This is a genomic window from Streptomyces sp. NPDC021019 (assembly GCF_044333295.1).
Taxonomy (GTDB): Bacteria; Actinomycetota; Actinomycetes; order Streptomycetales; family Streptomycetaceae; genus Streptomyces.
Genome location: NZ_JBIRQR010000003.1, coordinates 289,731 through 312,701 on the forward strand (window position 1 = coordinate 289,731; position 22,971 = coordinate 312,701).

The window sequence follows — 22,971 nt, forward strand, 5'->3', positions numbered from 1 at the left end:
GTGCTCCCGGCCGGCCCCATCCTCCGACCGGTCGTCATGAGGTGCTGCGCGGGGCGGAGCAGGAGGTGGCCTGCCGGGCCTCTGTCACACGATCGCCGTTCCGTCGTAGCGGACGGCCCGTACGACAGTGGTGATCAACCCCTGTCGCCCAGGAGTTGGCCGGGGTAACGTCCGCACATTGCCGACAGCCGGACGGGCGTCACGGCGTCCGCCCCCCCATGTTCCGGAGGCCGCTGATGACCCCTCGCATCGCTCGTGCGCTCCGCATGCTCAGCCCGCACCCGTGGCTCGCGCCGGTCACGGGCCCCGCCCGGGCGCAGTCGGTGCCCGCACGCCGCGGGGCGAGAGCGATGCGCCGGACGGCCGTGGCGGCGACACTCGCCGGGCTGGCCCTCCCGGTCGCCATCGCGCCCGCCGAGGCCGCGCACCGCCCGCCGCGCACCGGGTTCGAGACGAGCGAGGGGGCCCGCTGGACCGGCGAGGCGGAGGAGCGGTCCTTCCTCGCCGCGGTGGACCGGGGGAGCGACCGGGTCGCCGTGGACCGCGTCGGAACGACCGGTCAGGGCCGCCCCCTGCGGCTCGTGCGCGTCGGACAGGAACGCCCAGGGGCCGCCACCACGGTGCTCCTGATCTGCAGCCAGCACGGGGACGAGCCCGCCGGGCGCGAGGCCTGTCTGACCACCATCCGTGACCTGGCGTTCGCCGAGGACCGGGCGACCCGCGCCTTCCTGGCCCGTACGACCCTGCTGGTGCTGCCCACGGCCAACCCCGACGGACGCGCCGCCGACACCCGCGGCAACGCCGACGGGGTCGACGTCAACCGCGACCACATCGCCCTGGAGACCGCCGAGGCGCGGGCCGTCGCCACCGTCGTACGTGACGAACAGCCCCAAGTGATCTACGACTTGCACGAGTACGGTGCGACCCCGCCGTACTACGACAAGGACCTGTTCGCGCTGTGGCCGCGGAATCTCAACGTCGACGACCGGATCCACGACATCTCGCGGACCCTCTCCGAGCGGTACGTCCGCCCCGCCGCGACGGCGGGCGGCTACAGCAACGGCCACTACGGCATCTGGACCGATCCGGCCACCGGGGAGCCCGTCAAGCAGGTCGCCGGCGACGGCCAGGAACGCATCCTGCGCAACATCTCCGGCCTCAAGCACGCCGTCGGCCTGCTCATCGAGTCCCGGATCGACGCGCTGAGCGACGCGGAGAAGGCCGATCAGGCGCTCAACCACCGGCGCCGGGTCCACTCCCAGCAGACCGCGCTCGGCGGTCTCTTCGCCTTCACCGACGAGCGGCGCGCCCGGCTCCGCACGGCCACCGCCCTCGCCCGCCTGACCGGCCTCACCGACCGGGGCCCCGTGTACCTCGGCGGTGCCGACAACGACCCGGCCGAGCCGGCGGAGATCCTCGACGACCCACCGTGCGGCTACCGGCTGGACGCGGCCCAGTACGCGGCGGTGAAGGACGAGCTGGCCCTGCACGGCATCACGGCCCGACCGGAGGAGGGTGGCGCGTTCGTGCCCTTGCGCCAGTCGGCTCGACGCTTGATTCCGCTGCTTCTCGATCGGCGGGCGACATATCACCTCGCAAACGGTCAAACCAGAACAGCTTGTTGATCCCTCGAGATCCTGGGCAGGTGTGGTACTGCCTACGGAGAGCGTTTTTCAGACTCGGTGAAAGGTGCCATCAGTGTCCCAGGACGACCAGACAACGGGCGGGAGGGAAGGACTGTCGGTCACGGCGGACCTTCCCCCCGAACCGCTCAGTACCAGGGCTCCGACCACCGACCGGGTGGTGTTCGGAGTCACGGCGGTTCTCACCGTCGCCTTCGTCGTCTGGGGCGCGACCGCCACCGACTCCCTGGAGACCGTTTCCGGCAAGCTGCTCACCGGGCTGATCCACAACGGTGGCTGGGCCTTCATACTGGCCGCGTCCGCCTTTGTCATCTTCGCCCTGTGGCTGGCCGTCAGCCGGTACGGGAAGATCTGCCTCGGCCAGGAGGGCGAGAAGCCGGAGTTCCGGACCATCTCCTGGATCGCGATGATGTTCAGCGCCGGTATGGGCATCGGGCTGATGTTCTGGGGTGTCGCCGAGCCCCTCGCGCACTTCCGGACCCCGCCCCCGGGCACCGACCCCGCCGACTCGGCCGAGGCCATGCAGACGGCGATGGCCACCACGCTCTTCCACTGGACGTTGCACCCCTGGGCCATCTACGCCGTGGTCGGGCTCGCCATCGCCTACAGCGCCTACCGGATGCGCAGGCGGCAGACGATCAGCGCGGTCTTCGAACCGCTGATCGGCAAGCGTCATGCCTACGGCGGCGTCGGCCGCGTCATCGACATCCTGGCCATCTTCGCCACCCTCTTCGGCTCCGCGGCCTCCCTGGGCCTCGGCGCGCTCCAGATCGGCAGCGGCATCCAGGAACTGGACTGGCTGGAGAAGGCGGGCACCGGACTTCTCGTCACCGTCATCGCCGTGCTGACCGTCGCCTTCGTCGCCTCCGCGGTCTCCGGAGTCGAGAAGGGCATCCAGTGGCTGTCCAACATCAACATGGTGCTGGCCCTCCTGCTCATCGTGTTCGTCTTCATCGCCGGTCCCACGATCTTCGTGCTCGATCTGGTGCCCACCTCCCTCGGCGCGTACGTCACCGACCTGGGGCAGCTCGCCGGACGCACCGAGGCGACCGGCGGCGGTGACGTGGCCGACTGGCTCGGCAGCTGGACCGTCTTCTACTGGGCCTGGTGGATCTCCTGGACGCCCTTCGTCGGCATGTTCATCGCCAGGATCAGCCGCGGGCGCACGATCCGTCAGTTCGTCGGCGGCGTCATCCTGGTGCCCAGCACCGTCAGCCTTGTCTGGTTCGCCGTCTTCGGCGGCTCGGCCATGAAGCTGGACGAGGCCGGGAAGCTCGGCGGCGCCGACACCCCGGAGGCGCAGCTGTTCGGCGTCCTCCAGGAGTTCCCGATCGCCACGCTCACGAGCATTCTGGTGATGGTCCTGGTCGGCATCTTCTTCGTCTCCGGAGCCGACGCCGCCTCCATCGTCATGGGCACCCTCTCCCAGAAGGGTGTCCTCGAACCGAGCAAACTGGTCGTGATCTTCTGGGGTGTCGTGACCGGGGCCGTGGCCGCGATCATGCTGCTCATCGGCGACGGCAAGGAGAACGCGCTCCAAGGGCTGCAGAACCTCACCATCCTGGTGGCCGCCCCCTTCGCCCTCGTCATGGTCGGCATGTGCGTGGCCCTGATGCGGGACCTGCGCAAGGACCCGCAGATCGTCCGCCAGGAGTTCGGCGTGGAGGCGGTCGAGTCCGCGGTGATCGAGGGGCACGCCAAGTACGACGGCGACTTCGAGATCCGCATCGGCCCCGGGACCACGACCATCGTGGACGAGCGCCACAGGCCCGGCACCACCGGATCGGGCTCCACGGCCACGGAGAAGCACCCTTCCGACTGACGGGAACCGCCCGTCCGTATCCGTACCGAACCGGAGCCCGCGCCCGCCGACAGGCCGCGGGCTCCGGCACGTGGTGTCCCGTGTGCCACCGGGCGGGCTCCGGTACGTCGCGTCCCGTGTGCCACCGGCCGGGCTCCGGTACGTCGCGTCCCGTGTGCCACCGGGCGGTCTCCGGTATGTCGTGTCTCTCCCACCACCGGGCCGGCCCGCACCCGGCAGGTAATCCTCGCGACACCGCACGGCCCCCTCCCGGCAGGCCGGCGCACCACCCCGCGGGTCCGTGTCCGGTGGTCCGGTCAGCCCACCAGCGCCGCCGCCGCCCGCGCACACCCCCAGGCCACGGTCACGCCCGCGCCGCCGTGCCCGTAGTTGTGCACCAGCAGACCGCCGCCCGGCAGCGCCTCCGCCCCGATCCGCACCCCGGCCTCCCGCGCCGGGCGCAGCCCCACCCGGTGCCCGAGCACCCGGGCCCCGGCGATCTCCGGCCGGATCCGCGCACACCGCGCCACGATCTCCCGTGCCGTCCCCGGGTCGGGCTCCGTGCGCGGATCGTCCACCTCGGCCGTACCGCCCAGCACCAGCCGGCCCGGCTGCGGGAAGAAGTACGTCGTCGCGGCCGACGCCGGATCCGCCTCGGTGTACCACTCCTCGATCCCCGGGTTCTCCACGGCGACCAACTGCCCCCGCACCGGCCGCACCCCGGCGTCGGGCACCAGCTCGCGCGCCCCGAGCCCCGTGCAGTTCACCACCACCGGGCTCCGCTCCGCCGCCTCGCCGAACCCCGTCACCGCCCGCCGCTCCACCGCGCCGCCCGCGGCCGCGAGCCGCCGCTCCAGCCACGCCAGATGGACGGGCATGTCCAGCAGGGGCAAGGTCACCCGCAGCCCTTCGGGCCCTTCCACGGCGTCCTTCAGCCCGGCCGACCAGTCGCCCAGCGCCGCGAGCCGCTCCCCGCCGTGCAGCCCCGCCACCCGCCGTACGCCGGTCTCCTCCGGGGTGCCCGACAGCTCCTCGTAGACCGCGAGCGTCGCCAGCGACCAGTCGCCCACCCGCTCCGCCGGCTCGATCCGGTACGGCCACCACAAGGCCCCCGCCACCGCCGACGTCGTCGCCCCGGCCGGATCGCGCGACCAGACCCGCACCCGCAGCCCGCGCTCCGCCAGCGTCACGGCGGTGGTCAGCCCGACGACCCCGCCACCCACCACGATCACATCCGCCATCACGGTCACTCCTGTCACATCGTGGCACCCGGTCGCTGCGTGGACGCTAACGGAAGCCGGAAACCGGAGGCCAGGGGGCACACGGTGAGCGCGGGGAGCCCCGGTGACCAGGGGGTGTCCCGCGGACCACGACGGGGCTCTAGGATCGGCACCCTGATGACTGCCACTCTCGTCGCCAAGGACCTCGCCGCCGGACACGGCGACCGCACGCTCTTCGCCGGGCTCGACCTCGTCGTCGCCCCGGGTGACGTGATCGGTCTCGTCGGAGTCAACGGCGCCGGCAAATCCTCCCTGCTCCGGCTGCTCGCCGGGCTCGACCGCCCGGAGGAGGGCGAGCTGCGGCTCTCCCCGCCCACCGCCACCGTCGGCCACCTCCCGCAGGAGCCCGAGCGCCGCGACGGTGAGACGGTGTCCGCGTTCCTGGCCCGCCGCACCGGCGTCGCCGACGCCCAGCGCACGATGGACGAGGCGACCGAGGCCCTGGTCGCGGGAGCCCCGGGCGCGGACGACGCCTACTCCGAGTCCCTGGAGCGCTGGCTCGCCCTCGGCGGCGCGGACCTGGAGGAGCGGGCCGAGCAGGTCGCCGCCGAACTGGGCCTGACCGTGGGGCTCGACCGGCCCATGACCGCGCTCTCCGGCGGACAGGCCGCCCGCGCCGGACTCGCCTCGCTGCTTCTGTCCCGCTACGACGTCTTCCTGCTCGACGAGCCCACCAACGACCTCGACCTGGACGGCCTGGAGCGCCTGGAGCGCTTCGTGTCCGGCCTGCGCGCGGGCACCGTCGTCATCAGCCACGACCGCGAGTTCCTGATGCGCACCGTCACCAAGGTGCTGGAGCTGGACCTCGCCCAGCAGCAGATCAATCTGTACGGCGGTGGCTACGCGGCCTACCTGGAGGAGCGGGAGACCGCCCGCCGGCACGCCCGCGAGGGCTACGAGGAGTACGCGGACAAGAAGGCGTCCCTCGAAGCGCGCGGCCACATGCAGCGTTCCTGGATGGACAAGGGCGTCAAGAACGCCCGCCGCAAGGCCACCGACGGCGACAAACTCGGCCGCAACGCCCGCAGCGAGGCCAGCGAGAAGCAGGCCGCGAAGGCCCGCCAGACCCAGCGCATGATCGAACGCCTCGACGCCGTCGAGGAGCCGCGCAAGGAGTGGGAGCTGCGGATGGAGATCGCCTCCGCCCCGCGCTCCGGATCCGTGGTCGCGACCCTGCGCGACGCCCGAGTGGCGCGCGGCGACTTCTCCTTCGGCCCTGCCTCGCTCCAGATCGACTGGGAGGACCGGGTCGCCATCACGGGGGCCAACGGCGCGGGCAAATCCACCCTGCTGGCCGCCCTGTTGGAGCGGCTGCCGCTGGACTCCGGCAACGCCACGCTCGGTTCGGGCGTCGTCGTCGGCGAAGTGGACCAGGCCCGCAAGCTGTTCCTCGGAGCACAGTCGCTGCTGGAGGCGTTCTGCGCGGCCGTACCGGACACGGAACCGGCGGAAGTCCGCACCCTGCTCGCCAAGTTCGGCCTCCGCGCCGACCATGTCACGCGCCCGGCGACCAGCCTGTCCCCGGGCGAGCGCACCCGCGCCGCCCTCGCCCTGCTGCAGGGTCGGGGCGTCAACCTCCTGGTGCTCGACGAGCCGACGAACCACCTGGATCTGCCCGCCATCGAGCAGCTGGAGGCGGCCCTGGAGACGTACACGGGCACCCTGCTGCTGGTCACCCACGACCGGCGGATGCTGGAGGCGGTCCGCACGACCCGGCGCATCGAGGTGGCCGACGGCCAGGTCAAGGAAGTCTGAGCGGAGTCACGGGGGTGGGGGCGGGCCGCACACGGCAGACCGCCCCCACCTCTGTCCGTCTCAGCGCCCCCGGCCGCCGCCCTGTTTCGGGTCGGTCAGCCCGGCCCGCCGCAGCGCGTCCGCCATGGCGCTGTTCGCCGGAGCCGGGGCTCCCTGGCCCTGCCGGGAACCACCGCCACCGCCGCGTCGGTCCCGGCCGCCGCCGCCGCCGCCGCCGCCGCCGCCCTGCCGGCCCTGACCGCCACCGGACGGCTGTCCCTGGCTCTGGCCCTGGCGCTGCTTCGGGGGACGGCCGCCGCGCTCGCCGCGCCCCTGCTGCCCGCCGCCGGAGCCGCCCGCGCCGGGCTCGTCGTCAAGACGCAGCGTCAGCGAGATCCGCTTGCGCGGCCCGTCGACGTCCATGACCTTGACCTTCACGATGTCCCCGGGCTTCACGACGTCGCGCGGGTCCTTCACGAACGTCTTCGACAGCGCCGAGACGTGCACCAGACCGTCCTGATGGACGCCGACGTCGACGAACGCGCCGAACGCGGCCACGTTGGTCACGACGCCCTCCAGCACCATGCCGGGCTCCAGGTCGCCGAGCTTCTCGACGCCTTCCTTGAAGGTCGCGGTGCGGAACGCCGGGCGCGGGTCGCGCCCCGGCTTCTCCAGCTCCTTGAGGATGTCCGTCACGGTCGGCAGCCCGAACATGTCGTCCACGAAGTCCGCGGCCCGCAGGGCGCGCAGGGCCTCCGCGTTGCCGATCAGCGAGGCGACCTCGCCGCCCGCCGTCTTCCCCATCCGCCGCACCACCGGGTAGGCCTCGGGGTGCACGCTGGAGCCGTCGAGCGGGTCGTCGCCGTCCCGGATACGCAGGAAGCCCGCGCACTGCTCGTACGCCTTCGGACCCAGCCGCGCCACGTCCTTGAGGGCCTTGCGGGATCGGAAGGGGCCGTTGGAGTCGCGGTGCGCGACGATGTTCTCGGCGAGCCCCGAGCTGATCCCCGACACCCGTGAAAGCAGGGGCGCGGAAGCGGTGTTGACGTCCACACCGACGCCGTTCACACAGTCCTCGACGACCGCGTCCAGCGAACGCGACAGCTTCACCTCGGACAGGTCGTGCTGGTACTGGCCGACGCCGATCGACTTCGGGTCGATCTTCACCAGCTCGGCCAGCGGGTCCTGGAGCCGCCGGGCGATGGAGACGGCGCCGCGCAACGACACGTCCATGTCGGGCAGTTCCTGCGAGGCGAACGCGGAGGCGGAGTACACCGAGGCGCCCGCCTCCGAGACCATCACCTTGGTGAGCTTCAACTCCGGGTGTCTGTCGATCAGTTCACCGGCGAGCTTGTCCGTCTCGCGGGACGCCGTGCCGTTGCCGATCGCGATCAGGTCGACCGCGTGCTCCTTCGCGAGATGCGCGAGCTTCGCCAGCGCCTGGTCCCACTTGTTCGCGGGCACGTGCGGGTGGATCACATCGGTGGCCACCACCTTGCCGGTGGCGTCGACGACCGCGACCTTCACCCCCGTACGGAATCCGGGGTCCAGGCCGAGCGTGGCCCGCGTCCCGGCCGGGGCGGCGAGCAGCAGATCGCGCAGGTTCGAGGCGAAGACCCGCACCGCCTCGTCCTCCGCCGCCGTGCGCAGCCGCAACCGCAGGTCGATGCCGAGGTGCACCTGGATCCGGGTCCGCCACGCCCAACGCACCGTGTCGCCGAGCCACTTGTCGCCCGGGCGGCCGCGGTCGGCGATCTCGAAGCGGCGGGCGATCATGTTCTCGTACGTGGACGGCCCCGGCCGCTCGGCGGCCTCCGGCTCCTCCGGTTCCAGGACGAGGTCCAGGACGTTCTCCTTCTCGCCGCGCAGCATCGCGAGCACCCGGTGCGAGGGCAACGCGGTGAACGGCTCCGCGAAGGCGAAGTAGTCGGCGAACTTCGCGCCCGCCTCCTCCTGGCCCTCGCGCACCTTCGCCGTCAGCCGGCCGCGCGTCCACATGCGCTCGCGCAGCTCGCCGGTCAGGTCGGCGTCCTCGGAGAACCGCTCGGTGAGGATCGACCGGGCGCCGTCCAGGGCGGCCGCCGCGTCCGCGACACCCTTGTCGCCGTCCACGAAAGCGGCGGCCGCCGCGAGCGGATCGACCGACGGGTCACCGAGCAGGCCGTCCGCCAGCGGTTCGAGCCCCGCCTCCCGGGCGATCTGCGCCTTGGTCCGCCGCTTCGGCTTGAACGGCAGGTAGATGTCCTCCAGGCGCGCCTTGGTCTCGGCGGCGCGGATGCTCGCCTCCAGCGCGGCGTCGAGCTTGCCCTGCTCACGTACGGATTCGAGGATCGACGTACGCCGCTCCTCCAGCTCCCGCAGATAGCGCAGCCGTTCCTCCAGCGTGCGCAGCTGCGCATCGTCGAGGGATTCGGTCGCCTCCTTGCGGTAGCGCGCGATGAACGGCACGGTCGATCCGCCGTCGAGCAACTCGACGGCCGCCCTGACCTGTCGCTCACGTACGCCGAGCTCCTCGGCGATCCTGCCTTCGATGGACGTCGTCACGGTTTTCCCGACTCGCCTTCTCGTACTGGCTGTGCTGGCCGTGCTCGTGTCGCGATGAGCACGTTCTTGCTTGCCGGGGGTGTCCCCCCTGGCCTGCATTGTGCCGGGTGGCCGGGGGCCGTGTCGCGTGACCTCGACGAACCCGCCCGGAGCCCCCGCCGCGCGTGCGACGGCTCCGGACGGTGCGGGGTCAGCCCTGACCGGTCGCCGAGGCCGGGAACGCCCCCGCGGCGGCGGCCGTGAAGAGGAAGCCGCGCCCCAGCTCGGTGAGCCGCTCCACACCTGCCGCGCCCAGGTGTTCGTACGGGGCGGTGTCCATGCGGTCCGTCGCCTCCTCGACCTCCGCGCGCAGCGCCGTGCCCGCCTCGGTCAGCGCCAACTGCTCGCCGTCGGCCAGCAGCCCCCGCTTCCGCAGCCTGTCGGACGCCGCCTCCCAGTCGGTGCGCCCCCAGCCCCGGGTGGACAGGATCCAGCCGATCGCCATGCCCTTGCCGGTGGCCGTGTGGCTGACGAGCGACTCCAGAGGGTCCAGGCCGGCCGCGAGCAGGGCGGCGAGATGCGCGTCGCCCCGGTGCTCGCGCAGCAGGGTCGCGGCGTGCCAGAACGCCAGGTGCGGCTCTTCGGGCACCGGCAGATCCGCGTGCGCGGCGTAGAGCGGGCGGGCGTGCGGGGTGCAGGCCTCGGTGGCGCGCAGCGCGAGACGGGCCGCCTCCGCCATCGCGTCGGAGGCGATGACCTCCTCGCCGAGCAGTCGGCGCAGCGTGGTGTCCGCCGCCCGTAGCCGGGCCCCGAGGACCACGTCGGGGGAGGCGGTCTCCCAGACGGCGGGCACATGTCGGGCCACCAGCGCGGGGTTGAAGTTGTAGAAGGTGGCGCCGACGGTCCCCGCCCCGACCGCGCCGAGTGCGGCGGCCCGGGTCGCGAAGTAGACGGCGCTCCGGTCCTCGATACCTATCTTCGCCATCTCCGCGCCCAGGTCGGGGGAGAAGAAGAGGCAGGAGTGCAGGGGGTTGACGGCGTTGTGGCAGCGGCGCTCCGCGCGGGCCGGGAGAGTACTCATACCGGCACGTTACCGACTGGTCGGTACGGAGCGGAACCCCCGGGGGGAGCACAACGATCCACCAGGACGGGCCCAACGACAGGGCCAGGGCGGCTCCAGGAGAGGTCCGGGGCAGGTCCGGCGCGGGCCGAGGCCGGGGCGATGGCAGGAAAGGTGGGATATTCGTCATTGCGGCCACCGTCGCCCGCCGCCCAGGATGGCGGACGTGAAGCAGCGAACCGTGCTCGTCGTCCTCTTCGACGGCATCCAGAGTCTCGACGTCACCGGCCCGATGGAGGTCTTCGCCGGAGCCTCCCGGGCTCCGGGCGTCTCCTACGACCTGTGGACCGCCTCGCTCGACGGCGCCCCCGTCCGCTCCACCAGCGGCCTGACCCTGATGCCCGACGGCCGCCTCGCCGACGCGCCCGTACCGCACACCCTGCTGGTGCCCGGCGGGCACGGCACCCGGGGCTCCCACCCGGAGCTGACCGGCTGGCTGCGCGAGCACGCGCCGCGGGCGGAGCGGCTCGTCTCCGTGTGCACGGGCGCGCTGCTGCTGGCCGAGGCGGGCCTGCTGGACGGACATCGGGTCACCACCCACTGGAACTACTGCGAGCAGTTGGCCCGCGACTACCCGGCCGTCCACGTCGATCCCGAACCGATCTTCGTACGGGACGGGCGGCTGGCCACCTCCGCGGGCGTCACCGCGGGCATCGACCTCGCCCTCGCGCTCGTCGAGGAGGACCACGGGCGGGATCTCGCGCTGGAGATCGCCCGGCACCTCGTGGTGTTCCTGCGCCGCCCCGGCAACCAGGCCCAGTTCAGCGCCCAGCTCTCCGCCCGGACCGCCCGGAGCGAACCGCTGCGCGAGGTCCAGCACTGGATCACCCAGCACCCCGACGCCGACCTCGGGGTCGACGCCCTCGCGGCCCGTGCCCGGCTCTCGCCCCGGCACTTCGCCCGCGCGTTCCGGGCGGAGACCGGAACGACCCCGGGGCGGTACGTCGAGCGCGTCCGCCTGGAGCACGCCCGCCGGCTCCTGGAGGACACCGCCGACGGCGTCGAGCGGGTCGCCCGCGCCAGTGGCTACGGCACCCCGGAAGCCATGCGCCGTGCCTTCGTGAAGACCCTCGCGACGGCGCCGGCCGAATACCGCCGCCGCTTCCGCACCCCCGCGTCCAGCACCTGAACCGTCCAGCACCTGAACCGCACCGTCCGACCGACCGAACCGAGAGGCAGCTCCCGTGCAGATCGCCATCCTGCTCTTCGACCGTTTCACCGCCCTGGACGCGGTGGGCCCGTACGAGATCCTCAGCCGTGCGCCCGGCGCCGAGCCCGTCTTCGTCGCGACACGGACCGGCCCCGTCCGTAACGACAGCGGGAGCCTCTCGCTCGTCGCTGAGAAGACCCTCACCGAGGTGCCCTCCCCGGACCTGGTGATCGTCCCGGGCGGCCCCGGCCAGAGCGACCAGATGAAGAACGAGGCCCTGCTCGGCTGGCTGCGCTCGGCCGACGCCACCAGCACCTGGACGACCTCCGTCTGCACCGGATCGCTGCTGCTGGCCGCCGCCGGGCTCCTGAAGGACAGGCGTGCCACCTCGCACTGGCTGGCGCTGGAGACGCTGAGGGACTTCGGCGTCGAGCCCACCGGGGAGCGCGTCGTCCTGGACGGCAAGTACGTCACCGCCGCCGGCGTCTCCTCCGGCATCGACATGGGGCTGACCCTGCTCGGCCGGATCGCGGGCGACGACGTGGCACGCTCGGTGCAGCTGCTCACGGAGTACGATCCGCAGCCGCCCTACGACTGCGGATCGCCGGAGAAGGCCCCCGCGGCCCTCGTCGAGGAATGGCGGGCCAGGAGCCGCCACATCACCCGGTAGGTCCCGCGGTCCAGGTGAACCGGGGGGCGCGCCGCTCCAGGAAGGCGGCGGCGCCCTCCGCCGTGTCACCGCTGCCCCGCGCCTCGGCGGCCCAGTGGGCGTCCCGGTCCGTCCGGCCCGCGGCGAACTCCTTGGCGGCGGCCTGGGTGAGCAGGGACCGGGACGCCAGGACCCGTACGTACTCCTCGACCCGCCCGTCCAGCCGGCCGGCGGGCAGCACCTCGTCGACCAGACCGGTGCGCAGCGCCCGTTCCGTGCCGATCAGCTCGCCGGAGAACAGCAGGTGCTTGGCCGTGGCCGGACCGACGAGGGCGACCAGCCGCCGGGTCGAGGAGGCGGGGTAGACGATGCCGAGCTTGGCCGGGGTGACCCCGAAGGAGGCCCCCTCCTCCGCGAACCGCAGATCGCAGGCGGCGGCGAGCTGGCCGCCGCCGCCCACGCAGTAGCCGCGCACCGCGGCCAGTGTCGGCAGGGGGAACGCGGCGAGCGCGTCCTCGGCCGCCACCGCCAGGCCCTGGGCGGTGTCCGCTCCCTCCCGCAGCGTGGAGATGTCGGCGCCGGCGCAGAAGGTGTCCCCGGCTCCGGTCAGCACCAGCGCCCGGACCGCCGGATCGGCCGCGAGCCGCTCCAGCAGCTCCGGCAGACTCCGCCACATCGCGGTGGTCATCGCGTTGCGCTTGGCGGGGTTCGTGATCACGACCGTGGCGACGCCGCGCTCGACGGTCGTGATCAGGCGGGGGTCCGTAGCGTCCATGCGCCGGATGCTATCCGGGAGGTTCGAACCTATGATCAAGAAGGGGTCGCGGGGCGGGCACGCACCGTAAGGAGTCGTCGATGAACGAATCCACCGCCGAGGGCCGGAAGCTCAGCCGCAGTTTCGGCTGGCTCGCGCTGCTCGGCACGCTGCTGGTGATCGCGGGCGTCATCGGTCTCGTCTACACCGGCGTCGCCACGCTCACCTCGATGCTGCTCTTCGGCTGGCTGCTGCTCGTCGGCGGTCTGGTCGGGCTGCTGCACGCGATCGAGTCACGCGGTACGAACTACTTCTGGCTGGGCGTGGTGGTCGCGGCCCTCAACATCGCCGCGGGCGTCGTCGTCATCAAGCACCCCGAGGGCACGGCCGAGGCGCTGACCATGTTCGCCGCCCTGCTCTTCCTGACCGGCGGGGTCTTCCGGCTGGTCGGCAGCGTCGTCGTGCGCGGTCCGCAGATGGGCTGGACGCTGCTGCAGGGCGCCTTCGGCCTGCTGCTGGGCCTGCTGGTGCTGTTCGACTGGCCGCACAGCAGCCTCTACGTCCTCGGCTGCTTCTTCTCGCTGGCCCTGCTGTTCGACGGGCTCGGCCTGATCGCCATCGGCGTGGGCGGCCGGCGCATCGTGAGCCTGGTCTCGGAGCGGCTCGATGGAACCGCCCCGCCCCCGGACGAGCCGATCACGCCTCCTGAAGACGAGCGGAAGTAGTCATCGGACCGACCGCATCACGCATGTTTGGTCAAATAGCGCCGATACCTGACTACTTCCGATCAGTGGCACGGGCCGGACCAGGCCATTCCCAACACTCTTTACTCGACGGTCAGTGCAGTGCGAGTGAGAGCTGGTGCCGGACGATGGAGAGCCTCGGGAGTGCCCCTGCCGACCCCGTGTCCTACGAGGGGGTGTGGCGCTTCACCGCCTCCGCCGTGGACGCGTCCGTGCCGAGCGCCCGGCACGCCGTACGCGACCTCCTGGACCGGCAGGGCGTGCCGATCGAGGACGACATCCTCCAGGGGCTTCTGCTGATCGTCTCGGAGCTGGTCACCAACGCCGTCAAGCACGCGGCGCTCCTCTCGCCCGAACTGGCCGTCGAGGTGGCCATCGCCGCCGACTGGGTCAGAGTCTCGGTCGAGGACAACCACCCCTACCGCCCCACCGCGCTGGAGACGGACTACGCGCAGACCGGCGGCCGGGGCCTGCTGCTGGTCAAGGTGATCACCGCGGAGGCGGGCGGCACCTGCGACGTCGAGCACACCGCGAGCGGCGGAAAGATCATCTGGGCGGCGCTGCCGTTGAAGACGCAGCTCTGACCGCCCCGTACCGATGCGAGCGGGGGTTCACCAGCCCGCGGAGGGGCCCGTCAGCTCACGGATCGCCGGCCGTGCCGCGTCCAGCACCGTCATGAACCACGCCGAGAAGGGCGCCCGCGCGTGGCGCTCCGCCAGCTCCGCCGCCGTCACGAAGGCCGTCTCCCCGACCTCCTCGGGGTCCGGCTCCGGCGCCGTCTGGGCCATCCCCACGAACAGGTGGTTGAACTCCTGCTCCACCAGCCCGGACACGGGGTCCGGGTGGTTGTAGCGGACCGTTCCGGCCTCGGCGAGCAACGAGGGGGAGAGCCTCAGCTCCTCGTGCGTACGCCGGGCGGCGGCCGCGAACGGGGCCTCACCCGGATAGGGGTGCCCACAGCAGGTGTTCGACCAGACACCGGGGGAGTGGTACTTGCCGAGTGCCCGGCGCTGGAGCAGGAGCCGCCCCTGCTCGTCGAAGAGGAACACGGAGAACGCGCGGTGCAGCTGCCCGGGGGCCTGGTGGGCCGCCAGCTTCTCCGCGGTGCCGATCGTGGTGCCGTTCTCGTCGACCAGTTCGAGCATGATCGCTTCTGCGGTGCCGTTCGACGAGCTGTGCGTCGCGGTGGCTGGTGTGGTCGGCATACCCATCCTTCGCTTTGGTCCCCGGCCTCGTGCGCCGGGCCCCTGGAGTCCGGTCAAGTCTGCCGTACAAAAGCCGCTTGTCCGCACTGCGGGTCCGGGCATGTCCGCCCCGCCGCGCCCCGGGAGCGCGGCGGGGCGGACGGAGCGTCAGACCCCGAAGGCCGCCGGATAGCGGATCACGCCCGCCGGAACAGGAACGGAATCGTCCAGTACCAGGGCCATCATCGCCTCGTCAGGCACCTCGAAACCCGGCCGGATCCCGTAGTGCGAGGCCGGCACGAAACCGAAGCGCGGGTAGTACTCGGGATGACCGAGCACCAGCACCAGCGCCTCACCCCGCATGCGGGCGGCATCGAGCACCGCCCGCACCACGGCCTGCCCGGCACCCTGCCGCTGGTACGCGGGAGAGGTGGCCACCGGGGCCAGGGCGAGCGCCGGGGCGTCGCCGACCCGGCAGCGGGTGAGCAGCGCGTACGCCGCCGGTGAACCGTCCGGGGCCTCGGCGATACGGCCGAGCTCCGGCAGCCAGGCCCCGGAGTCGGCCCGCAGGGCGTCCACGAGGTCTGCCTCGTCCCGGGTGGGGAACGCGGCCGTGTTGACCGCGTGCACGGCAGCACGGTCCGCCGGTGTTTCGGGACGGGTCCTCCACCGCGGATCGGCGGGGCGCAGCACGTACGCGGCGTAGCCGTACTCGGTGCCGTGCTCCCGCCGCACCGCCAACTCCTCACGGGTGGCCGCGAGCGCCCACTCCATACCGGGAACGCCGGGGTCGGCGCTCCCGACCCGTTCGGCGAGCGGTCCGTAGTACTCGTTCCAGTCGCTCTCGGGCTGGAGCAGCACGGCGTCGACCGTGCAGCCGGCGGCGACGGCCGCCGCGGTGGTCTCCGGCAGGGTGCGCAGGGAGCCGTTGCGGTCCCAGAAGCCGCGCGCCCCGGCGGACGGCGCGTCCGTGGTCCAGACGCAATCGGAGATCATCATCGCGCCGCCCGGCGCCAGCAGGCGCTGCCAGTCCCGGACGGCGGTGTCGAACCCGATGCAGTACGCGGAGCCCTCGGCCCAGATCAGGTCGAAGGACCCCGCGGGGAATCCGGGACCGGTGAGGTCGCCCATGTCCGCCTTGACGGTACGGACGCGATCGCCGAGACCTCGGGCCCCGGCCGCCTCGCGCAGCTCGTCCAGGAACGGCTGGTGCAGGTCGACCGCGGTCACCTCGGCGCCCGCCTCGGCGGCGAGCAGCAGAGCGGCCCGGCCGGGACCGCAGCCCAGGTCGAGGACGCGCGGGCGGTCGGGCAGCGGGCCGGCGAGAGCGAGCAGGCGACGCGTGGTCGCGTCGGAGCCGGGGCTCTGCCGGGGAAGACGGTGGTGCAGGGTGAAGAACGCCTCGGTGCGCGAGGCGTCGTCAGTGTGGTCGGTCAACGTGGGAACCCTTGAATGTGAGGGCTCCGACCCGATCCGGGAAGAGAGTGGACCTAGCCGGAAACCCTGGAGATGAGGAAGGACCGATTGCCGCGCCGGGAAGGCGTCGTCGCGACCGTCATCAACCTCAGCTCCTCTCGACAGGGTCCCGGTGTCCCCGGGTTCCGCTCCACCGCGAGACTCGAACGTCTCAGCGAAACCACCCTAGCACCGGCTCGGCCCGCACCGGGAGCCGCCTCAGTGGCAGAGCCGCGCCTCGTGCTCCGCGTGACCGCTCGGCTCCAGCTGGAAGGTGCAGTGCTCCACGTCGAAGTGGTCCCCGAGGCATCCCTGCAACTCGTGCAGCACCTTCTCGTGCCCTATCGAGTCGAGCATCTCCTGGCGCACCACCACATGGGCGGAGAGCACCGGCATCCCCGAGGTGATCGTCCAGGCGTGCAGGTCGTGGACGCCCAGGACCCCGGGAAGCTCCGTGATGTGGGCCCGCACCTCCGCCATGTCCACACCCTTGGGCGCCGCCTCCAGGAGCACGTTCAGGGTCTCCCGCAGCAGCTTCACGGTCCGGGGGACGATCATCAGGCCGATCACCAGGGAGGCGATCGGGTCGGCGGGCTGCCAGCCGGTCGCCATGATGACGCCCGCCGAGATGATCACGGCGAGCGAGCCCAGGGTGTCGGCCAGCACCTCCAGATAGGCGCCCCGCACGTTCAGGCTCTCCTTCTGCCCGCGCATCAGCAGGGAGAGGGAGACGACGTTGGCCACCAGGCCGACGGCGGCGAAAGCGATGGCCAGGCCGCCCTTCGTCTCGGCCGGGGTGATGAACCGCTCGACCGCCTCGAAGACCAGATAGCCGCCGACCCCCAGCAGCAGCAGACAGTTCGCGAGCGCCGCCAGGATCTCCGCGCGGGCGAAGCCGAAGGTGCGGTTCGGCCCGGCCGGACGGTTGGCGAAGTGGATGGCGAGCAGCGCCATCCCGAGCCCCAGGGCGTCGGTGGCCATGTGGGCGGCGTCCGCGATCAGGGCCAGCGAGTCGGACAGCACCCCGCCGACGATCTCCATGACCATCACGCTCAGCGTGATCCCCAGGGCCACCCGGAGCCTGCCCCGGTACGCGGCGGCCGCCGTGCCCGTCGGAGGCGGTCCGCCGTGTGTATGCCCGTGATCGTGTCCAGCCCCCATGCGAAACGCCTCCAGGTCCCTGCGACGCGCCGGGGCGAAACCGTCCCGACGCGGCCAGTGAACTACGGGTGGGGGGTATAGGGCAACACGGCACTGAACACCGTTGTCATTGGCTCTGACCTGCGGAAACGTTCCGCAGGTCAGAGCGCTGACACGATCGCCGATGCCACCCGTGACCGACTACGAACGCGCCTCGGGGTGGCGCAGGCACCAGCCCTCCCAGGCCGACTCCACCATCTCGCGGACGCTCCGCCGCGCCGTCCACCCCAGCTCCTCGGTGATCCGCGCGGACGACGCCACCGCCGTCGGCGCGTCACCGGCCCGGCGCGGCTCGACCACCGGCTTCAGGCCGTGGCCCGTCACCTCGCCGATCACCCCGGCCAGCTCCCGTACCGAGACGCCTTCGCCCCGGCCGACGTTGAGCGTCAGCTCACCGGCGCCCGCCCCGTCCAGCCGCCGGGCGACGGCGAGATGCGCCTCCGCCAGATCGGCCACATGGATGTAGTCACGGACACAGGTGCCGTCCGGCGTCGGGTAGTCGTCCCCGAAGATCCGCGGGGCCTCGCCGCGCGTCAGCCGCTCGAACATCATCGGCACGATGTTGAAGACCCCGGTGTCCGCGAGTTCCGGTGCGGCGGCGCCCGCCACGTTGAAGTACCGCAGGCAGGCGGTCGAGAGCCCGTGGGCCTTCCCGGTGGCCCGCACCAGCCACTCACCGGTGAGCTTGGTCTCGCCGTACGGGTTGATCGGGAGACAGGGCGTCTCCTCCGTGATGAGGTCCACGTCCGGTACGCCGTAGACGGCCGCCGAGGACGAGAAGAGGAAGCGCGGCACTCCCGCCGCGACCACGGCCTCCAGCAGGACGGCCAGCCCGGCCACGTTCTCCCGGTAGTACAGCAGCGGCTTCTCCACGGACTCGCCGACCTGCTTCTTCGCCGCGAGATGCACCACACCGCTCACCGCGTGGTCGGCCAGCACCCGGTCCAGCAGGGCCCGGTCGGAGGCCGAGCCCTCCACCAGCGTGACGGCGTCCGGCAGCCGGTCCACGATGCCGCTGGAGCGGTCGTCGAGCACCACGACCCGCTCTCCCGCCGCGACCATGGCGCGCGCCACGTGTGCCCCGATGTATCCCGCCCCGCCTGTGATCAGCCATGTCATGAGCACCAGCCTAAGCCGCCCGCCCGCGCGGGCGGGCGGCGGTTTGTGGGCCGGGCCCCCGATCGATGATGATGATCGCCAACGCCGCCCGGGCCCGCGGGTCCCCCCGGTACAGCGCGCAAACGGGCGGTGAACTCGGTCTTCCGTTCATCCGATAGCCTCAGCCGACACGCCGCCGGCCCGCCTCGTGGCCGTGCCGCCGTGTGTCGTCCACGTCAGTGCCAAGGAGTGAGTTCGTCTGTCGACCGCCATTCTCACCGGTACGCCGGTACCCGGGTCGTCGCTCGCGGACGATCTGCGGTCCCTGGGCTTCGACGTGCGGACCGCCGCCGACGCCGCTGACGCCGCGGCTCTCCTCGCCGCCGTCCCGGCGGGCCGCCGGGTCGCCCTCGTCGACCCGCGTTTCGTGGGCCACGTCCACGCGCTGCGGCTCGGACTGACCGACCCGCGCTTCCCCGCCGCCACCGTCCCCGGCGCGCTCACCGCCCAGCCCGAGGCGCGCGGAGCCCTGCTGCGCGCCCTGGACCGCACCGCCGCCGCCGTCGGCGCGGGCGCCCCGGTCGTCGAGCCGGAGGCCGACCCCGCGCCCGAGGACCGCACCGTCCCCGGCCGGATCGCCGTCGCGCTGGAGGCCGAGGGCACCGCCGTGCAGCGCCCCGCCCTTGGCTCGCTCGTCGCGGCCGTCCCCACGGACCCGGAGCAGCGGGCCGCCGCCGAGGCGGGCCTCGCCTCGGTCGACGACGAGGCGGTGCGGCTGCGCAACGCGGTGAAGGCCCACGACGGGTTCTTCACCACGTACTGCATCAGCCCCTACTCCCGCTACATCGCCCGCTGGTGCGCCCGCCGCGACCTCACCCCGAACCAGGTCACCACCGCCTCGCTGATCACCGCGCTCATCGCGGCGGGCGCGGCGGCCACCGGCACCCGGGGCGGCTACGTCGCCGCCGGGATCCTGCTCCTGGTCTCCTTCGTCCTGGACTGCACCGACGGGCAGCTCGCCCGCTACTCGCTGCGGTACTCGACGATGGGCGCCTGGCTGGACGCCACCTTCGACCGCGCCAAGGAGTACGCGTACTACGCGGGGCTCGCCATCGGCGCCGTCCGCGGAGGCGACGACGTATGGACCCTGGCGCTTGGCGCGATGGTCCTCCAGGCCTGCCGCCACGTCGTGGACTTCTCGTTCAACGAGGCCAACCACGACGCGGTCGCCAACACCAGCCCCACCGCAGCCCTCTCCGACAAGCTCGACAGCGTCGGCTGGACGGTCTGGGTGCGGCGGATGATCGTGCTGCCGATCGGCGAGCGCTGGGCCATGATCGCCGTGCTCACCGCGCTCACCACCCCGCGCATCGTCTTCTACGCCCTGCTCGTCGGCTGCTCCCTGGCCGCCTGCTACACCACGGCCGGCCGCCTGCTGCGCTCGCTGACCCGCCGGGCCGGCCGCACCGACCGCGCCGCGCGGGCACTCGCGGACCTCGCCGACTCGGGACCCCTCGCCCAGGGCGTCGCGAGGGTCGCGCCGGGCCTCCGGGGCGCGTTCACCGCCCCGGCCGTCGCCCTGCTCGGGACGCTGGTCATGATCGGCGGCGCCCTCCTCCTCCCGTACGGCAGCCCGCTCACCGTCGCCGCGGCGGCGGTGTACGTGGTCCTCTCCGGCCTCGCCGTCGCCCGCCCGCTGAAGGGTGCGCTGGACTGGCTGGTGCCGCCGTTCTTCCGGGCCGCGGAGTACGTCACGCTCCTGGTGCTGGCGGCCCGCAGCGACGTCCCGCACGCCGTTCCGGCGGCCTTCGGGCTGGTCTCGGCCGTCGCCTACCATCACTACGACACGGTGTACCGCATTCGCGGAGGCACCGGCGCGCCGCCCCAGTGGCTGGTGCGGACGATCGGTGGACACGAGGGCCGGACCGCGCTGGTGGTCGTCCTCGCCGCCGTACTCACCCACACCTCAGGTTTCACCACGGCCCTGACCGCGCTCGCGGTCGCCGTGGCTCTGGTGGTGCTCGTGGAGTCCATCCGCTTCTGGGTGTCCTCCTCGGCCCCCGCCGTACACGACGAAGGAGAACTCGCATGATCGGCCTCGTACTGGCAGCCGGTGCAGGACGACGTCTGCGCCCCTACACGGACACGCTTCCCAAGGCGCTCGTCCCTGTCGACGGCGACAAGACGGTCCTCGACCTCACGCTCGCCAACTTCGCCGAGGTCGGACTCACCGAGGTCGCGATCGTCGTCGGCTACCGCAAGGAGGCCGTCTACGCCCGCAAGGCCGAGTTGGAAGCGACCTACGGCGTCACCCTCACGCTCATCGACAACGACAAGGCCGAGGAGTGGAACAACGCCTACTCCCTGTGGTGCGCCCGTGACGTCATCAAGCGCGGCGTGATCCTCGCCAACGGCGACACCGTGCACCCGGTCTCCGTCGAGAAGACCCTGCTGGACGCCCGCGGCAAGGGCCAGAAGATCATCCTCGCCCTGGACACCGAGAAGGTCCTCGCCGACGAGGAGATGAAGGTCATCACGGAGGAGGGCAAGGGCGTCCAGCGCATCACGAAGCTGATGGACCCGGCCACCGCGACCGGCGAGTACATCGGCGTCACCCTCATCGAGGCCGAGGCCGCCGAGGAGCTGGCGGACGCGCTGAAGACCACCTTCGAGCGTGACCCCGACCTCTACTACGAGGACGGCTACCAGGAGCTCGTGAACCGCGGCTTCACCGTCGACGTGGCCCCCATCGGCACCGTGACCTGGGTCGAGATCGACAACCACGACGACCTCGAGAAGGGCCGTGAGATCGCGTGCCAGTACTGACCCGGCTCATTCCGTCCCCGGTCGTCGTCGACATCCGGCGCGGCGCCATGGACGATCTGGCGGGTCTCCTGGCCGATCAGCGCATCTCCTCCTCGGGCAAGCTCGCCATCGCGATCAGCGACGGCTCCGGGCGTGCCCTGCGGGAGAGGCTCGCCCCGGTTCTGCCGGGAGCCGACTGGTACCCGGTGTCCGACGGAACGATCGACTCGGCGGTGAAGCTCGCCGACGGCATCAAGGGCAACCGGTACGACGCCGTCGTCGGCCTCGGCGGCGGCAAGATCATCGACGTGGCGAAGTACGCCGCGGCGCGGGTCGGGCTGCCCATGGTCGCCGTCGCGACGAACCTGTCGCACGACGGCCTGTGCTCGCCGGTCGCGACGCTCGACAACGACAACGGGCGCGGCTCCTACGGGGTCCCCACCCCGATCGCCGTGGTCATCGACCTCGACGTGATCCGTGAGGCGCCCGCCCGCTACGTCCGCTCCGGCATCGGCGACGCGATCTCGAACATCTCCTGCGTCGCCGACTGGGAGCTGGCCCACGAGGTCAACGGCGAGGAGATCGACGGCCTGGCGGCCGCGATGGCCCGCCAGGCGGGCGAGGCCGTGCTGCGCCACCCCGGCGGGGTCGGCGACGACGCCTTCCTGAAGGTGCTGGCCGAGGGGCTCGTGCTGACGGGTATCTCGATGTCGGTCGCGGGCGACTCCCGCCCGGCCTCCGGCGCCTGCCACGAGATCAACCACGCCTTCGACCTGCTGTTCCCCCAGCGCGCGGCCAGCCACGGCGAGCAGGTCGGCCTCGGCGCCTGCTTCGCCATGCATCTGCGCGGTGCCCGTCAGGAATCCCTCCTGATGGCATCGATACTGCGCCGCCACGGTCTGCCGGTCCTGCCGGAGGAGATCGGGTTCAGCGTCGACGAGTTCGTCGAGGCCGTCGACTACGCGCCGCAGACGCGTCCGGGACGCTTCACGGTCCTGGAGCACCTCAACCTGTCCACCGACCAGATCAGGGACGCGTACGCCGACTATGCGACGACCATCAGTAGCTGAACTCCGTCCGGTCGTTCACCCCCCGGGGGTCAAGGACCGGCGCAGCGGCGAGCACTGGGCCGGGCGCATGTACATGCGCGAGGTCTCGCTGCGCGTGGACCGCTACCTGGTCAACACACGCGTCTCGCCGAACCAGGTCACGTACGTGATGACGCTGGCCGGGGCCCTGGCCGCCCCGGCGCTGCTGGTGCCGGGCATCTGGGGCGCCGTGCTCGGCGTGGTGATGGTCCAGCTCTACCTGCTGTTCGACTGCGTGGACGGCGAGCTGGCCCGCTGGAAGAAGCAGTACTCGCTCAGCGGGGTCTACCTTGACCGGGTCGCCGCCTATCTCTGCGACGCGGCGGTGCTCGTCGGCCTCGGCCTGCGCGCCGCCGACATCTGGGGCGAGGGCCGGATCGACTGGCTCTGGGCCTTCCTCGGAACCCTCGCCGCCCTCGGCGCGATCCTCATCAAGGCCGAGACGGACCTGGTCGGGGTGGCCCGCCACCAGGGCGGGCTGCCACCCGTCAAGGAGGCGGCGTCCGAGCCGCGCTCCTCCGGCATGGCGCTGGCCCGCCGGGCGGCCGGGGCGCTCAAGTTCCACCGGCTGATCCTCGGCATCGAGGCCTCGCTGGTGATCCTCGTGGTGGCCGTGGTCGACGCGATCGGTGGCGACCTCTTCTACACCCGCCTGACCGTCGCGGTGATGGCCGGCATCGCGCTGCTGCAGACCCTGCTGCACCTGGTGTCCGTCCTGGCGTCCAGCAGGCTGAAGTGACCTTC

Annotated in this window: 19 protein-coding genes; 11 read left to right on the forward strand and 8 right to left on the reverse strand. The window is 72.3% G+C overall.

The features are described from left to right. Window positions 1–236 precede the first annotated feature (236 nt). The gene (locus ACH4RG_RS18745; RefSeq protein WP_397917496.1) at window positions 237–1,625 is read left to right on the forward strand and encodes a M14 family metallocarboxypeptidase; all 1,389 of its coding nucleotides are present in this window, start codon (window positions 237–239) and stop codon (window positions 1,623–1,625) included. Between the two features lie 73 nt (window positions 1,626–1,698). Further along, a complete protein-coding gene (locus tag ACH4RG_RS18750; protein ID WP_397917497.1) occupies window positions 1,699–3,465 on the forward strand; it encodes a BCCT family transporter in 1,767 nt (588 codons plus the stop codon). A 296-nt stretch (window positions 3,466–3,761) separates the two neighbouring features. Here the strand turns inward: ACH4RG_RS18750 and ACH4RG_RS18755 are convergent, their stop codons facing one another. Then, entirely contained in the window at window positions 3,762–4,685 is a 924-nt protein-coding gene (locus ACH4RG_RS18755; protein ID WP_397917498.1) for an FAD-dependent oxidoreductase, read from the reverse strand. Between the two features lie 156 nt (window positions 4,686–4,841). On the opposite strand from ACH4RG_RS18755, the gene ACH4RG_RS18760 reads away from it, so the two are divergent. After that, window positions 4,842–6,479: an ABC-F family ATP-binding cassette domain-containing protein gene (locus ACH4RG_RS18760; RefSeq protein WP_398539853.1), complete on the forward strand. Its 1,638-nt coding sequence runs from the start codon at window positions 4,842–4,844 to the stop codon at window positions 6,477–6,479. A 60-nt stretch (window positions 6,480–6,539) separates the two neighbouring features. Here ACH4RG_RS18760 and ACH4RG_RS18765 read toward each other — a convergent pair whose 3' ends face one another. Together ACH4RG_RS18765 and ACH4RG_RS18770 are read right to left on the reverse strand one after the other, a co-directional pair. Beyond that, window positions 6,540–9,002 (reverse strand): Tex family protein, encoded by a 2,463-nt coding sequence (locus ACH4RG_RS18765; RefSeq protein WP_398539854.1) that lies wholly within the window; start codon window positions 9,000–9,002, stop codon window positions 6,540–6,542. Between the two features lie 190 nt (window positions 9,003–9,192). Continuing rightward, entirely contained in the window at window positions 9,193–10,062 is an 870-nt protein-coding gene (locus ACH4RG_RS18770; protein ID WP_397917501.1) for a hypothetical protein, read from the reverse strand. Between the two features lie 196 nt (window positions 10,063–10,258). Here ACH4RG_RS18770 and ACH4RG_RS18775 point away from each other — a divergent pair, with 196 nt between their 5' ends. Next, window positions 10,259–11,230 carry a GlxA family transcriptional regulator gene (locus ACH4RG_RS18775; protein ID WP_398539855.1) on the forward strand — a complete coding sequence of 324 codons (972 nt, stop codon included), beginning with the start codon at window positions 10,259–10,261 and terminating at the stop codon, window positions 11,228–11,230. A 55-nt stretch (window positions 11,231–11,285) separates the two neighbouring features. Continuing rightward, window positions 11,286–11,921, forward strand: coding sequence for a DJ-1/PfpI family protein (locus ACH4RG_RS18780; RefSeq protein ID WP_398539856.1), 636 nt, complete (start codon window positions 11,286–11,288; stop codon window positions 11,919–11,921). Here the strand turns inward: ACH4RG_RS18780 and ACH4RG_RS18785 are convergent. Next, on the reverse strand, window positions 11,911–12,675 hold the full coding sequence (locus tag ACH4RG_RS18785; RefSeq protein WP_397917504.1) for an enoyl-CoA hydratase/isomerase family protein: 765 nt from the start codon (window positions 12,673–12,675) through the stop codon (window positions 11,911–11,913). The two genes, ACH4RG_RS18780 and ACH4RG_RS18785, sit on opposite strands and share 11 nt — an antisense overlap. A gap of 80 nt (window positions 12,676–12,755) precedes the next feature. Here ACH4RG_RS18785 and ACH4RG_RS18790 point away from each other — a divergent pair, with 80 nt between their 5' ends. Continuing rightward, entirely contained in the window at window positions 12,756–13,379 is a 624-nt protein-coding gene (locus ACH4RG_RS18790) for an HdeD family acid-resistance protein (RefSeq protein ID WP_397917505.1), read from the forward strand. A gap of 146 nt (window positions 13,380–13,525) precedes the next feature. Continuing rightward, window positions 13,526–13,981, forward strand: a complete 456-nt coding sequence (locus ACH4RG_RS18795; RefSeq protein ID WP_097870931.1) for an ATP-binding protein — start codon at window positions 13,526–13,528, stop codon at window positions 13,979–13,981. Between the two features lie 27 nt (window positions 13,982–14,008). On the opposite strand, the gene idi is transcribed toward ACH4RG_RS18795, so the two are convergent. From idi to galE, 4 genes are all read right to left on the reverse strand, one after another. Further along, entirely contained in the window at window positions 14,009–14,602 is a 594-nt protein-coding gene (gene idi / locus ACH4RG_RS18800; protein ID WP_398539857.1) for an isopentenyl-diphosphate Delta-isomerase, read from the reverse strand. Between the two features lie 147 nt (window positions 14,603–14,749). Next, window positions 14,750–16,018, reverse strand: a complete 1,269-nt coding sequence (locus ACH4RG_RS18805) for a GNAT family N-acetyltransferase (RefSeq protein ID WP_397927135.1) — start codon at window positions 16,016–16,018, stop codon at window positions 14,750–14,752. A gap of 237 nt (window positions 16,019–16,255) precedes the next feature. Further along, the gene (locus tag ACH4RG_RS18810; RefSeq protein WP_397927136.1) at window positions 16,256–17,197 is read right to left on the reverse strand and encodes a cation diffusion facilitator family transporter; all 942 of its coding nucleotides are present in this window, start codon (window positions 17,195–17,197) and stop codon (window positions 16,256–16,258) included. 180 nt (window positions 17,198–17,377) lie between these two features. Beyond that, window positions 17,378–18,355, reverse strand: coding sequence for a UDP-glucose 4-epimerase GalE (galE, locus tag ACH4RG_RS18815; protein ID WP_397917508.1), 978 nt, complete (start codon window positions 18,353–18,355; stop codon window positions 17,378–17,380). Window positions 18,356–18,671: 316 nt separating this feature from the next. Between galE and ACH4RG_RS18820 the strand changes: the two genes are divergently transcribed. The 4 genes from ACH4RG_RS18820 to ACH4RG_RS18835 are packed head-to-tail and all read left to right on the forward strand — an operon-like array spanning window position 18,672 to window position 22,966. Then, window positions 18,672–20,426, forward strand: coding sequence for a DUF5941 domain-containing protein (locus tag ACH4RG_RS18820; protein WP_397917509.1), 1,755 nt, complete (start codon window positions 18,672–18,674; stop codon window positions 20,424–20,426). Beyond that, the gene (locus tag ACH4RG_RS18825; RefSeq protein ID WP_073868898.1) at window positions 20,423–21,160 is read left to right on the forward strand and encodes a sugar phosphate nucleotidyltransferase; all 738 of its coding nucleotides are present in this window, start codon (window positions 20,423–20,425) and stop codon (window positions 21,158–21,160) included. The genes ACH4RG_RS18820 and ACH4RG_RS18825 overlap by 4 nt, the downstream gene beginning before the upstream one ends. Next, on the forward strand, window positions 21,148–22,209 hold the full coding sequence (locus ACH4RG_RS18830) for an iron-containing alcohol dehydrogenase family protein (RefSeq protein ID WP_097967109.1): 1,062 nt from the start codon (window positions 21,148–21,150) through the stop codon (window positions 22,207–22,209). The genes ACH4RG_RS18825 and ACH4RG_RS18830 overlap by 13 nt, the downstream gene beginning before the upstream one ends. Continuing rightward, on the forward strand, window positions 22,187–22,966 hold the full coding sequence (locus ACH4RG_RS18835) for a CDP-alcohol phosphatidyltransferase family protein (protein WP_265598047.1): 780 nt from the start codon (window positions 22,187–22,189) through the stop codon (window positions 22,964–22,966). The genes ACH4RG_RS18830 and ACH4RG_RS18835 overlap by 23 nt, the downstream gene beginning before the upstream one ends. The last annotated feature ends 5 nt before the right edge of the window (window positions 22,967–22,971 follow it).